Annotated in this window: 10 protein-coding genes; 5 read left to right on the forward strand and 5 right to left on the reverse strand. The window is 68.8% G+C overall.

Annotation, left to right across the window (positions count from 1 at the left end; all coding sequences use genetic code 11):
* Positions 1-12 precede the first annotated feature (12 nt).
* A complete protein-coding gene (locus ACZ5WG_RS10270) occupies positions 13-1422 on the reverse strand; it encodes a YibE/F family protein (RefSeq protein ID WP_468722034.1) in 1410 nt (469 codons plus the stop codon).
* Between the two features lie 212 nt (positions 1423-1634).
* On the opposite strand from ACZ5WG_RS10270, the gene thiC reads away from it, so the two are divergent.
* On the forward strand, positions 1635-3422 hold the full coding sequence (gene thiC / locus ACZ5WG_RS10275; RefSeq protein WP_468722035.1) for a phosphomethylpyrimidine synthase ThiC: 1788 nt from the start codon (positions 1635-1637) through the stop codon (positions 3420-3422).
* Positions 3423-3542: 120 nt separating this feature from the next.
* Complete coding sequence (locus ACZ5WG_RS10280; protein ID WP_468722287.1) at positions 3543-4592, forward strand: aldo/keto reductase; 1050 nt, start codon at positions 3543-3545, stop codon at positions 4590-4592.
* A gap of 259 nt (positions 4593-4851) precedes the next feature.
* Here the strand turns inward: ACZ5WG_RS10280 and ACZ5WG_RS10285 are convergent, their stop codons facing one another.
* The 3 genes from ACZ5WG_RS10285 to ACZ5WG_RS10295 form a co-directional block, all read right to left on the reverse strand.
* Complete coding sequence (locus ACZ5WG_RS10285; protein ID WP_468722037.1) at positions 4852-5673, reverse strand: hypothetical protein; 822 nt, start codon at positions 5671-5673, stop codon at positions 4852-4854.
* Positions 5674-5823: 150 nt separating this feature from the next.
* A complete protein-coding gene (locus ACZ5WG_RS10290; RefSeq protein ID WP_468722289.1) occupies positions 5824-6999 on the reverse strand; it encodes a metallophosphoesterase in 1176 nt (391 codons plus the stop codon).
* Between the two features lie 216 nt (positions 7000-7215).
* Positions 7216-8331, reverse strand: coding sequence for a LacI family DNA-binding transcriptional regulator (locus ACZ5WG_RS10295; protein ID WP_133897508.1), 1116 nt, complete (start codon positions 8329-8331; stop codon positions 7216-7218).
* A gap of 361 nt (positions 8332-8692) precedes the next feature.
* On the opposite strand from ACZ5WG_RS10295, the gene hisC reads away from it, so the two are divergent.
* Positions 8693-9775 carry a histidinol-phosphate transaminase gene (hisC, locus tag ACZ5WG_RS10300; RefSeq protein WP_468722038.1) on the forward strand — a complete coding sequence of 361 codons (1083 nt, stop codon included), beginning with the start codon at positions 8693-8695 and terminating at the stop codon, positions 9773-9775.
* A 30-nt stretch (positions 9776-9805) separates the two neighbouring features.
* Here hisC and ACZ5WG_RS10305 read toward each other — a convergent pair whose 3' ends face one another.
* The gene (locus ACZ5WG_RS10305; protein ID WP_266627638.1) at positions 9806-10174 is read right to left on the reverse strand and encodes a cyclophilin-like fold protein; all 369 of its coding nucleotides are present in this window, start codon (positions 10172-10174) and stop codon (positions 9806-9808) included.
* A gap of 189 nt (positions 10175-10363) precedes the next feature.
* On the opposite strand from ACZ5WG_RS10305, the gene ACZ5WG_RS10310 reads away from it, so the two are divergent.
* Positions 10364-11869: a cytochrome ubiquinol oxidase subunit I gene (locus tag ACZ5WG_RS10310; RefSeq protein WP_385585827.1), complete on the forward strand. Its 1506-nt coding sequence runs from the start codon at positions 10364-10366 to the stop codon at positions 11867-11869.
* Between the two features lie 18 nt (positions 11870-11887).
* The gene (cydB, locus tag ACZ5WG_RS10315) at positions 11888-12889 is read left to right on the forward strand and encodes a cytochrome d ubiquinol oxidase subunit II (protein ID WP_468722039.1); all 1002 of its coding nucleotides are present in this window, start codon (positions 11888-11890) and stop codon (positions 12887-12889) included.
* Positions 12890-12924 lie beyond the last annotated feature (35 nt).

Below are 12924 nucleotides of genomic sequence, written 5' to 3' on the forward strand. Positions count from 1 at the left end.
AACCCGGGTCTCTCAGCGCTTGCGCCGCCGTCCCCGGCCCCCGCGGACCGGCCCCGAGGCCGCCGCTCCGGCCGGGGATCCCGGCCGGTCGGCAGAAACCACCAGCGCGGCCAGGGCCGTTGTCACCGGGACCGAGGCCACCAGGCCGATCGACCCGACGAGTGTCCGTACGATCTCCTCCGCGACCAGCTCGCTGTTGGCCACCGAACCCATGCTGCTGTTCGCGATCGAGAACAGCAGCAGCAGGGGCAGCGCCGCGCCCGCGTAGGCCAGTACCAGGGTGTTGACCACCGATGCGATGTGGTCGCGACCGATCCGGATGGCCGCACGGTACAAGGCGCGAGACCCCATCGACGGGTCGGCCTGGTGGAGTTCCCAGACCGCCGACGTCTGGGTGACCGTCACGTCGTCGAGCACACCCAGCGATCCGATGATCACGCCTGCAAGCAGTAGACCGCTCATGTCGATGTCCGGGTAGAGCCCGTGGATCAGCCCGGTGTTGTCGTCGGTGTTGCCGCTCAGGAACGCCCAGTCGACGAACACCGAGCCCAGCAAGCCGATCAGCAGCAGCGAGACGAGCGTTCCCAGGACGGCGACGGAGGTACGGGCACTCAGACCGTGGCACATGTAGAGCGCGATGAGCATGATGGCGCTGGCGCCGACGACCGCGACGAGCAGCGGGTTCGAACCCTGCAGGATCGCCGGGAGGATGAAGAGCGTCAGCACGCCGAAGCTGATGGTCAGCGCGATCAGCGCGAACAGGCCGCGCATCCGGCCGACGACGACGACCGCCACCGCGAAGATGGCGGCCAGCACCGCCAACGGCAGTTTGCGGTTCACGTCGATCACGGAGTACTGCAGATCCCGGGGCGCGTCCGGCGCGTACGCGACGACCACCTCCTGGTCGTTCTCCAACTGCCGTGGGGCGCCCGGCTGGACGATCTCGAAGAAGGTGCGGCCCTTGTCGGATCCGGTGGTGACCTCGATGGTGGCCTTCTTGCACTCGCCGGTCTGCGCGGCCTGGGCCTCCCGGCCCTCCGGGGCGGAGGGGTTGGCGGTGGGCGGCACCTGCGAGGCGTTCACGGATTTGCAGTCGACCTGTTCGAGCGTGACCACCCGGCCCTGCTGGGTCTGCCGGTCGAAGCCCACCCCGGAGCGCTCGTGGGCGGGGGCGCCGCCCGGCCAGAGCACCACCATGCCGATGAAGACGGCGGCGGCGAAGGGGATCAGCACGGCCGCGATGACCTTGCGCAGGTGCTTCGAGACGGGTGCCGCCGGACCGTGGCCGTGGGAATGACCATGGGAGTGGCCCTGTGACGGGCTGTGCGACGGGCCGTGGTCATGCCCGGGGGCCGCACGTGCGTGGTCGGTGTGACCCGTGGGCTCGGTGGGCTCGGTGGGAGGCTGCGGCGAGGACGTCACTGGCAGATCATCGCAAGAGTTGAGGGGGCCCACTGTTCAGCACGCCACAGATGACGCTAGCGTGGGGGCACCTTTGCACAACGCGGGAGCTCGGAGCACCGGGCTGAGAGGGCGCTGATCACCGTACGCGCAGCACACATGCGTACGGGAAGAGGCTGCGTCGACCGCCGAACCTGTTACCGGGTAATGCCGGCGTAGGGAGATCAGGTCTCATGACCATTCAGGACGCACGCACGCCTGCCGTCAGCCAGGACGCCGACGGCCAGACCGAGCGCCAGCCGGGCTGGCACAAGGGCTACGTGGCGGGCTCCCGCCCCGACATCCGGGTGCCGGTCCGCCAGGTCCACCTCACCAACGGCAAGGACGTGACGCTCTACGACACGTCCGGGCCGTACACCGACCCGCAGATCGAGACCGACGTGCGGCGCGGCCTGCCGCCGCTGCGCGAGAACTGGATCATCAGCCGCGGCGACACCGAGGAGTACGCGGGCCGTCCCGTGCGCCCCGAGGACGACGGCATCAAGCACACGTCGCCGCGCGGTGGTCTGAAGAACCTCGACGCCGTCTTCCCGGGCCGCCCCCGCCAGCCCCGCCGGGGCCGGGGCGGCGCCGCCGTCACGCAGCTCGCGTATGCCCGCCGCGGTGAGATCACCCCGGAGATGGAGTACGTCGCGATCCGCGAGAACGTCTCCCCCGAGGTCGTCCGCGAGGAGATCGCCGCAGGTCGCGCCGTGCTTCCCGCGAACGTGAACCACCCGGAGATCGAGCCGATGATCATCGGCAAGCGGTTCCTGGTGAAGGTCAACGCCAACATCGGCAACTCCGCCGTCACCTCCTCCATCGAGGAGGAGGTCGACAAGATGACCTGGGCGACCAAGTGGGGCGCCGACACGGTCATGGACCTCTCGACCGGTCGCAACATCCACACCACCCGCGAGTGGGTGCTGCGCAACTCCCCCGTGCCGATCGGCACCGTGCCGCTGTACCAGGCGCTCGAGAAGGTCGACGGCCGCGCCGAGGACCTGACCTGGGAGATCTACAAGGACACGGTCATCGAGCAGGCCGAGCAGGGCGTCGACTACATGACGGTCCACGCCGGCGTGCTGCTGCCGTACGTGCCGCTGACCGCCCGCCGCAAGACCGGCATCGTCTCGCGCGGCGGCTCGATCATGGCCGCGTGGTGCCTGGCGCACCACAAGGAGAACTTCCTCTACACGAACTTCGAGGAGCTCTGCGAGATCCTCGCGGCGTACGACGTCACGTACTCGCTGGGCGACGGCCTGCGCCCCGGCTCCATCGCGGACGCCAACGACGCGGCGCAGTTCGCGGAGTTGAAGACGCTGGGCGAGCTGAACACGATCGCCAAGCGGCACAACGTGCAGACCATGATCGAGGGCCCGGGCCACGTCCCGATGCACAAGATCAAGGAGAACATCGACCTCCAGCAGGAGATCTGCGAGGAGGCGCCGTTCTACACGCTCGGCCCGCTGACCACGGACGTCGCCCCGGCGTATGACCACATCACCTCGGGCATCGGCGCCGCGATGATCGCCTGGTGGGGCACCGCGATGCTCTGCTACGTCACGCCGAAGGAGCACCTGGGCCTGCCCAACCGTGACGACGTGAAGACCGGTGTCATCACGTACAAGATCGCCGCCCACGCGGCGGACCTGGCCAAGGGCCACCCGGGCGCCCAGGAGTGGGACGACGCCCTGTCGGACGCGCGGTTCGAGTTCCGCTGGGAGGACCAGTTCAACCTGGCCCTCGACCCGGACACGGCCCGCGAGTTCCACGACGAGACGCTCCCGGCCGAGCCGGCCAAGACCGCGCACTTCTGCTCCATGTGCGGTCCGAAGTTCTGCTCGATGAAGATCTCCCAGGACATCCGCCGTGAGCACGGCGGGGACCTGAAGGCCGATGAGATCGAGGCGGGCATGGCGGAGAAGTCCGCCGAGTTCGCGGCGAGCGGCAACCGGGTGTACCTCCCGCTGGCGGACTGACCCGACCGCCGCGGCGGCGCTGCTCCGGGGAGGAGGAGGGGACTCCCCGGAGCAGCGTCACGGGGCCGGAATCGCTTGCGCTGGAGTGCACTCCAACTCCTACAGTGCGGCCTCATGACCATGAGATACCGCAGTCTGGGTGGGACCGGCATAGAGGTCAGCGCACACTGCCTCGGCACGATGATGTTCGGATCGGTGGGGAACCCGGACCACGACGAGTGCGCGCGGATCATCCACGCCGCACTCGATCAGGGCATCAACTTCGTCGACACCGCGGACATGTACTCCGCCGGGGAGTCCGAGGAGATCGTCGGCAAGGCGCTCAAGGGCCGGCGCGACGATGTCGTGCTCGCCACCAAGGTCCACTTCCGGATGGGGGAGGGGCGCAACCGCAGCGGGAACTCACGGCGGTGGATCGTGCAGGCCGTCGAGGACAGTCTGCGGCGGCTGGACACCGACTGGATCGACCTCTACCAGGTGCACCGGCCCGACCACTCGACGGACGTCGAGGAGACCCTGTCGGTCCTCGGAGATCTGGTGCGGGCGGGCAAGATCCGTACCTTCGGCTGCTCCACCTTCCCCGCCGAGGAGATCGTCGAGGCGCATCACGTCGCCGAGCGGCGGGCTCTCCCACGCTTCCGGACGGAGCAGCCTCCGTACTCGATCCTCGCGCGCGGGGTGGAGGCCTCCGTGCTGCCGGTCGCCCGGCGGTACGGGATGGGCGTACTGACCTGGAGCCCGCTCGCCTCCGGCTTCCTGACCGGCAAGTACCGGCTCGGCGGGCCCGTCGACATGAGCTCGGGGAGGGCGGCGCTGACTCCTGCGCGCTTCGACCCGGCGATCCCTGGCAACGTCGCGAAGCTGGAGGCCGTCGAACAGCTCCTCGAGCTCGCCGACGGCATCGGTTGCACCCTGCCCGAGCTGGCGGTCGCCTTTCCGGTCGCGCATCCCGCAGTCACCTCGGTGATCATCGGCCCGCGGACCATGGACCAGATGAACTCGCTGGTCAAGGGTGCCGGACTGGTCCTCGACGACGTGGCGCTCGACCGGATCGACGAGATCGTGCCGCCGGGGACGAACCTCTACCACCCGGACGGCGTGTGGCGCCCGCCGGCCCTGACCGACACCGCGCAGCGGCGGCGGACCCCCGGAGACCGATCGGCAGGCTAGTCCGTGTCGTCAAAGTCCCGTCTGGCTGGCGGGGTCTGGCACGCACGCTCGCCGCGTTGTCGTCGGTCAACGACGTCCCCCAGCTACCGCTGGGAGGTGCCCCCACCGCGTCGCTTCCCTCCTCCGCCTTGCGAGCGCACGCACCAGCCCCCGCCAGCCCCGCCCTTCCGGGCGGCCGACGCTACTTTGACGACACTCCCTAGGGGGTGTCCGGCGCGATGTTTCACGTGAAACAGGGACGGACTGCCCACCGCGGCTGTCAGGACGGCTCGGTCTCCGGGCCGCCGAAGTCGGGGCTGGTGAAGTCTGGAGGCGTGTAGCCGGGCCGGGGTCCCTGTGACGGGGATCCGGGGCTGGTGAAGTCGGGCCGGGTGTATCCCAGGTTGGGGATGCGCCCGGCCTTCGGCGTGCGGGGGGCGGGATACACCGGCCCCGCGCTCGGATCGGCCAGCGCGTCCCGCAGGAACGGCAGGATGCCCCGCTCCAGCAGGGCATGCCGCCAGGCCTCGCGGGCCTGCGCCAGCTCGTCGGGTATCGCCCCGTCCTCGGCCACGACCTCCGTCGCGCGGTTACGGACGGCCGTCACCAGCAGCCCGATCACTGCGAACAGCAGGGAGACCACGGTCAGTGCACCGAAGAGCCAACCCGCCGTCAGCATCGTGTCGGCGAAGGCCGGTTCGGGCTCGATCGCCTTCAGGATGTAGCCCACCAGAAGGAAGATCAGCATCGCAGTGCCCGCCAGGACCGGCGCGAGCACCGCAACCACGGCGCTGACCCCGGCGCCGTCGTCGCCCTCGTCCTGCCCGGCACTCCTGTCCACACCCGCCGATCCGGGGGTCGACAGGGCCTCGTCGCGCCGTTCCCCGCGGAGTTTCACGTAGTGGTCGTACTCGGCCGCGGCCGCGGCCGTCAGCAGTGCGCTGGCCCCGACGGCCATCGTGCGCAGTTGTTCGGCGTTCAGCCGTTCGCCGAGCGCGGCGAGCTCGGGCCGTTCGTGTGCGGTACGCAGCGCCTCGTCGAGGAGCCGATCGAACTCGGGTCGGTCTTCGGTCAGCAGGTGCGGAGCGCTGTTCATGTGCATCCCCCGATGCTCCGTGGGGACCGGTTTGCCCGCGTAGACCCGGGCGCCGGCACAAACGGAGGAGAGCCTGCTACGGATAGGGCGATGGTAGAGCGCCCATGCCACGCCGTGACAGGGGCTTTCCTGAAATTACCCCCCTTCTGATAACCCTCAGTCGTTCAGCGGGAGTTGCACGACCAGCAGTTTGCCCGCCATCGTGACCCCGCCGTCCATGGCGATCGCGAGCCCTTCCGCATACACGTGCGGTCCGGTCACAGCCTCCGGGCCGCGGGATTCGTCGCCGTCCTCGGTGCCCACCTCGCCCAGCAGGTACGGGATCGGGCTGTGCCCGTGCACGACCCGTCCGCCGCCGTAGGTGTCGAGGAGTTCGCGTACGGCCTGGGGGCCGGTCTCCTCGTCGCGGAAGGCGAACCGCTTGGTGAACTTGCGGAAGAGGTCCCAGGTGATGTCGGCGTCGTTGCGGTTGAGCAGCTCGTGGATGGTGTCGTTGACGTCCTCGACGGAGTCGCCGTAATCGAGGTACGCGGTGGTGTCGGAGTGCAGCAGCAGGTGCCCGTCTTCCAGCACGGCCGCGTCCAGCCGCGACATCCACTGCAGGTGCACGTCCTCCAGGCGCTCCATGTCGGTGCGCTGGCCGCCGTTGAGGAGCCAGGCGGCCTGGAAGGTGGCGGTGCCGGCGCCCGAGGCGACGGGGGTGTCGCCGAACCGCTTGGCCCCGATGAGCAGCAGCTCGTGGTTGCCCATGAGGGCCTTGCAGTAGCCGCCGGAGGCGGCGGCTTCGGCGGACAGCCGCATGACGAGGTCGATGACGCCGATCCCGTCGGGCCCGCGGTCGGTGAAGTCGCCGAGGAACCAGATGCGTGCGTTGCCGGCCGACCAGCGGCGGTCGGCGTCGATGAGGCCCTGTGCCTGGAGTTCGGTGACGAGCTCGTCCAAATAGCCGTGGACGTCGCCGACGACGTACAGCGGCCCGGGGCCCGCGGCCGCGGGCTCCTGGGGGATGTACTGGACCTGGACGGTGTCACCCGGCCCGCCGCGGCCGATGATCGGCAGATCGCGGTGTGTGGGGGTGTAGCCCTCGTCGAGGTCGTCCTCCTCGGCCGGTCCGCCCGCGGCGGGTGCCTGGCCCGGGGGCGGCGGCGGGGGCACGGACGCGCCCTCCCCGTAGTACGCGGGGTACTCGCCGTACACGGGGGCTTCGTCGGGAAGCCCGCCGGGCACGCCGTACGGGACGGGCTCGGTGACCGGAACTCGGAAGTCCCGCAGCGTCTCCGTCCGCATCGCGGGTCCCTGACCGGCCCCCTGAGTCATCGACCCCTCCACCACCGTCGCGCTGCCGTACACCTGCGGACCCTCCTGACCTCCGGGGCGGAGGGTCCGTGATGTCGTGCGCCCATCATAGGAATGCGGCTCGCGCTCTGTGACGCACCAGGGGTGGTGAATCCTGGGCGGAACCAATAGTTCCTGCCGCTTTCTCCCGAAATAGGTGTTGCTGAAATCCTCGGCGGGGCCGTCGGCCCCGCCGGTTTCGCGGTGTGGCGGTCAGTCCTTGGCCGGTGACCGGGGCGGACTGACGGTCGTACGGGGCTGCCTGCGCTGCGAGGAGGTACGGACGATCAGCTCGGTCGGGACGACCTGTTCGACGGGACGCCCGGTGTCCACACCCTCGATGGCGTCGATGAGCAGCTGCACGACGGCGGTGCCGATGCGGCGCGGTTTGAGGGAGAGGGTGGTGATGGGCGGCTCGGTGTTGGCGTACACGGTGGACTCGCTGCAGCACACGAGCAGCAGGTCCTCGGGGACGCGCAGGCCGTAGCGCCGGGCGGCGGCGAGCAGGTCGGTCCCGTTGGGGTCGAACAGCCCGTAGACGGCGTCGGGCCGGTCGGGCCGGGCGAGCAGCCGGTCCGCGGCGACGGCGCCCGCGCACGGGTCGTGGGCGGGGTAGGACTCGTATACGGGGTCCTGGCCGACGCGCTCGCACCAGCTGAGGTAGGCGGTGGTGGAGAGCCGGGTGTAGGTGTCGGTCGTGGTTCCGGTCAGCAGCCCGATACGGCGGGCGCCGGCGGCGGCGAGGTGGTCGAGCAGGTTGAGTACGGCTGCCTCGTGGTCGTTGTCGACCCAGGCGGTGACGGGTAGGGAGCCGGCCGGACGGCCGTCGGAGACGACGGGGAGGCCTTGGCGGACCAGTTCGGTGACCACGGGATCGTGGTCGGAGGGGTCGATGACGACGGTGCCGTCGAGGGCCACGTTGGACCACACGTCGTGTCGGGAGGTGGCGGGGAGGATGACGAGGGCGTAGCCGCGGGCGAGCGCGGCGGAGGTGGCGGCCCTGGCCATCTCGGCGAAGTAGGCGAATTCGGTGAAGGTGAAAGGTTCATCCCCGTACGTCGTCACGGTCAGACCGATGAGGCCCGACTTGCCGGTACGGAGGGTGCGGGCCGCGGCGGAGGGGCGGTAGCCCAGCCGGTCGGCGACCTCGCGAACGTGGCGGCGGGTGGCGTCCGGCAGCCGCCCCTTGCCATTGAGCGCGTCGGAGACGGTCGTGATCGAGACGCCCGCCGCGGCGGCCACGTCCCTGATGCCGGCCCGGCCCTGTCGGCCGGCGGCCCGCCGGGTGGTCTCGGTCCGGCTCACCTGATGCTTCCCTGCTGCTGTCATGGCGAGCCGATAGTAGGGCTCGGCGGGGTGGGTGGTCCGGGTGCATATGCACCCGTTGACAGGCACGTTTCTGCATGGTTCGCCACCCACAATGACCTTGGAATTAAAGGCATTTGAGCGCGGAGAGTAAGCGGGGCGCTTGTCGGCGGGTACGGGCATGCCAAAGCGGTGTGGTCTCGGGCCGGTCTCAACTCACCTGTACGAGGGATGCGCGCCACGGCGTGGGCCACCGGCGTGTGCATATATGCGTGCGCTCCCCCGCAATCCTGGCGCCGCCATTTTCGGAAGAGCGGAATCCTCATAAGGTGAGCAGTATTGAGTCGACGGCGACGTCGTACGGGACGGTCGAGGAGGACCTGCGGTGAGCGAGAAGAGCCCGAAGCTGCGCGCCGAGCTGGACGGCATTCCCACCTACAAGCCCGGGAAGCCCGCTGCCGCGGGCGGGCCCGTCGCGTACAAGCTGTCCTCGAACGAGAACCCGTACCCGCCGCTGTCCGGGGTGCTGGAGACCGCGGTCGCGGCGGCAGGACAGTTCAACCGCTACCCCGACCTGGCCTGCACGGTCCTGGTGAACGAGCTCGCCGAGCGGTTCGGGGTGCCGGTCGAGCACATCGCCACCGGCACGGGCTCGGTGGGCGTGGCCCAGCAGCTGGTCCAGTCGACGGCCGGCCCGGGCGACGAGGTCATCTACGCCTGGCGGTCCTTCGAGGCCTACCCGATCGTCACGCAGATCTCGGGTGCGACGGCCGTGCAGGTCCCGCTGACCGACGGGGACGTGCACGATCTCGAGGCGATGTTCGACGCGATCACCGAGCGGACCCGGCTGATCTTCGTCTGCAACCCCAACAACCCCACCGGCACTGCCGTGCGCCGTGACGAGCTGGTGCGGTTCCTGGACCGGGTGCCCTCGGACATCCTGGTGGTGCTGGACGAGGCGTACCGCGAGTTCGTCCGCGACGTCGAGGTGCCGGACGGCATCGAGCTCTACCGCAACCGTCCGAACGTCTGCGTGCTGCGCACGTTCTCCAAGGCGTACGGGCTGGCCGGCCTGCGCGTCGGCTTCGCGGTGGCGCACGAGCCGGTGGCGGCGGCGCTGCGCAAGACGGCGGTGCCCTTCGGCGTCAGCCAGCTCGCCCAGGACGCGGCGGTCGCCTCGCTGCGCGCCGAGGACGAGCTGATGGGCCGCGTCGGGGCGCTTGTGGGAGAGCGTGCCCGGGTCTACAAGACGCTGCTCGGCCAGGGCTGGACCGTGGTGCCGGAGACGCACGCGAACTTCGTGTGGATGCGGCTGGGGGAGCGGACCGTCGAGTTCGCGGCGGCCTGCGAGAAGGCCGGTGTGGTGGTCCGGCCCTTCGCGGGCGAGGGCCTGCGGGTCACGATCGGTGAGCCCGAGGCGAACGACATCTTCCTGCACACGGCGGAGGCGTTCTTCAAGGAGATGTAGCCCTCACGGGCTACGCGGGTTCGCAGGCGGCTACGCGAGTTCCACGCGGATCGGGTCGCCGTCGCGGACGGTGGACAGCAGGCGGGGGTCGCCGTCGAACGAGCCGAGCACATTGCACGGGCTCGCCAGGCGGCTCTCGCCTCCGCGCGAGATGGGCGTGGGGCCGTACGGGAGCGCGAGGGCGTCGCCCTCGGTCCAGAACGCGACCGTGCCCGGGTCGACGACCTGCCGGGCGTCGTGCTCGAGCGCCACGGAGACGCCGGTGTCGAAGTAGACCTCCTCGCCCCAGGTGTGGGCGGACGCGGAGATCGGAAGGGCCTCGGCCAGCGCCTTGCTGGTCGGGGTCTCGTCAAGGGTTGCCGTGAGCTGGCCTGCGGGCCAGGAGATACGAATCCTCATGAGCGGCATTCAACAATCTGTTGAAAGTGTTGGCTAGGGGGACCCCGCCTGAAAGACGTCGGGAGCGGTGCGACATAATGCTTGTGAATGTGAACGCGTTCACAAGCGTGTCCTGCTTTGTCCCGTATCGGGTGGGGCACGCCAGGCAAACTGCGGCAGTGACCACGGCGCACCGAAGGAGACGACGACGTGGACGTAGCTTTGGCGCCAGAGACGTTGGCGCGCTGGCAGTTCGGCATCACCACCGTCTACCACTTCCTCTTCGTCCCGCTGACGATCTCTCTCGCGGCGCTCACGGCAGGCCTTCAGACGGCCTGGGTGCGCTCGGGGAAAGAGAAGTACCTCAGAGCCACCAAGTTCTGGGGCAAGCTCTTCTTGATCAATATCGCCATGGGTGTCGTCACGGGCATCGTGCAGGAGTTCCAGTTCGGCATGAACTGGTCCGACTACTCGCGCTTCGTCGGTGATATTTTCGGGGCCCCGCTGGCCTTCGAGGCGCTCATCGCCTTCTTCTTCGAGTCGACCTTCATCGGTCTGTGGATCTTCGGCTGGGACAAACTCCCAAAGAAGATCCACCTGGCCTGCATCTGGATGGTCTCGATCGGCACCATCCTCTCCGCGTACTTCATCCTCGCGGCCAATTCCTGGATGCAGCACCCGGTCGGCTACCGGATCAACGAGGAGCGGGGCCGTGCCGAACTCACCGACTTCTGGCTGGTCCTCACCCAGAACACCGCGCTGACCCAGTTCTTCCACACCATCACGGCGGCCTTCCTGGTCGGCGGCGCCTTCATGGTCGGCATCTCCGCCTTCCACCTTGCCCGCAAGAAGCACATCCCCGTGATGCGTACCTCGCTTCGACTCGGCCTGATCACCCTGATCATCGCCGGCATGGGCACCGCCATCAGCGGTGACCTGCTCGGAAAGGTGATGTTCAAGCAGCAGCCGATGAAGATGGCCGCCGCGGAGGCCCTCTGGGACGGTGAGGCGCCCGCGCCCTTCTCGGTCTTCGCCTACGGAGACGTCGAAAAGGGCCACAACAAGGTCGCCATAGAGATCCCGGGCCTGCTGTCCTTCCTGGCCAATGACGACTTCACCTCCTTCGTCCCCGGTATCAACGACGTCAACAAGGCCGAACAGGAGAAGTTCGGGCCCGGCGACTACCGGCCCAACATCCCCGTCGCGTACTGGGGCTTCCGCTGGATGATCGGCTTCGGCATGGCCTCCCTCGGCGTCGGGGTGCTGGGGCTCTGGCTCACCCGGAAGAAGTTCATGCTGCCGCCGGGCCTGCGCACCGGCGAGGACGAGGTCCCGCACCTGGTCCTCTTCAAGAAGGCGCTGAGCCCCCGGTTCACCACCTGGTACTGGATCGTCGCCCTGTGGACCATGGGCTTCCCGCTCATCGCCAACTCCTGGGGCTGGATCTTCACCGAGATGGGCCGCCAGCCCTGGGTGGTCTACGGAGTCCTGCGCACCCGCGATGCGGTCTCGCCCCACGTCTCCCAGGGCGAGGTGCTCACCTCGATGATCGGCTTCACGCTCCTGTACGCCGTGCTCGCGGTGATCGAGGTCAGGCTGCTGGTGAAGTACGTCAAGCTCGGGCCGCCCGAGCTCACCGAGGCAGACCTGAACCCGCCCACCAAGATCGGCGGGGATGACAAGAACCCCGACCGGCCGATGGCCTTCTCGTACTGAGGCTGAGGGGACCACACCATGCAACTCCATGACGTCTGGTTCGTGCTCATCGCCGTCCTGTGGACCGGCTACTTCTTCCTGGAGGGCTTCGACTTCGGAGTCGGCGTACTGACCAAGCTGCTCGCTCGCGACCGCAGGGAGAGGCGGGTCCTGATCAACACGATCGGGCCCGTGTGGGACGGCAACGAGGTCTGGCTGCTCACCGCCGGCGGGGCGACCTTCGCCGCCTTCCCCGAGTGGTACGCCACGCTCTTCTCGGGGTTCTACCTGCCGCTCCTGGTCATCCTGATCTGTCTGATCATCCGTGGTGTCGCCTTCGAGTACCGGCACAAGCGGGACGAGGACCGGTGGCAGACCAACTGGGAACACGCGATCTTCTGGACCTCGCTGATCCCCGCGTTCCTGTGGGGCGTGGCCTTCGCCAACATCGTGCGCGGCGTGAAGATCGACGAGCACAAGGAGTACGTCGGCAGCCTTTTCGACCTGCTCAACGTCTACTCCCTGCTCGGCGGCCTGGTCACCCTCACCCTCTTCACCTTCCACGGAACGGTGTTCACCTCGCTCAAGACGGTCGGGGACATCCGGGAGCGCTCGCGTGCGCTGGCGACCCGGTTGGGTGTGGTCACCGCCGTGCTGGCACTCGTCTTCCTGATCTGGACCCAGGTCTCGCGCGGTGACGGCAAGAGCCTGATCGCCATGGCCGTCGCGGTTGTCGCACTGGTCGGGGCCCTCGCCTTCAACCGGGCGGGCCGCGAGGGCTGGTCGTTCGCCCTGTCCGGGATCACCATCGCGGCCGCGGTCGCGATGCTCTTCCTGACGCTCTTCCCGAACGTGATGCCGTCCTCGCTGAACGAAGCCTGGAACCTCACGGTCACCAACGCCTCGTCCAGCCCCTACACCCTGAAGATCATGACTTGGTGTGCGGGAGTGGCCACGCCGCTCGTCCTGCTCTACCAGGGCTGGACGTACTGGGTGTTCCGCAAGCGGATCGGCACGCAGCACATCGTCGATGCGCACTGATCCCTGACCGTCCTGCCTGACCCTGCTCTGGGGGA

It is taken from the genome of Streptomyces sp. NPDC032745 (genome assembly GCF_055579465.1).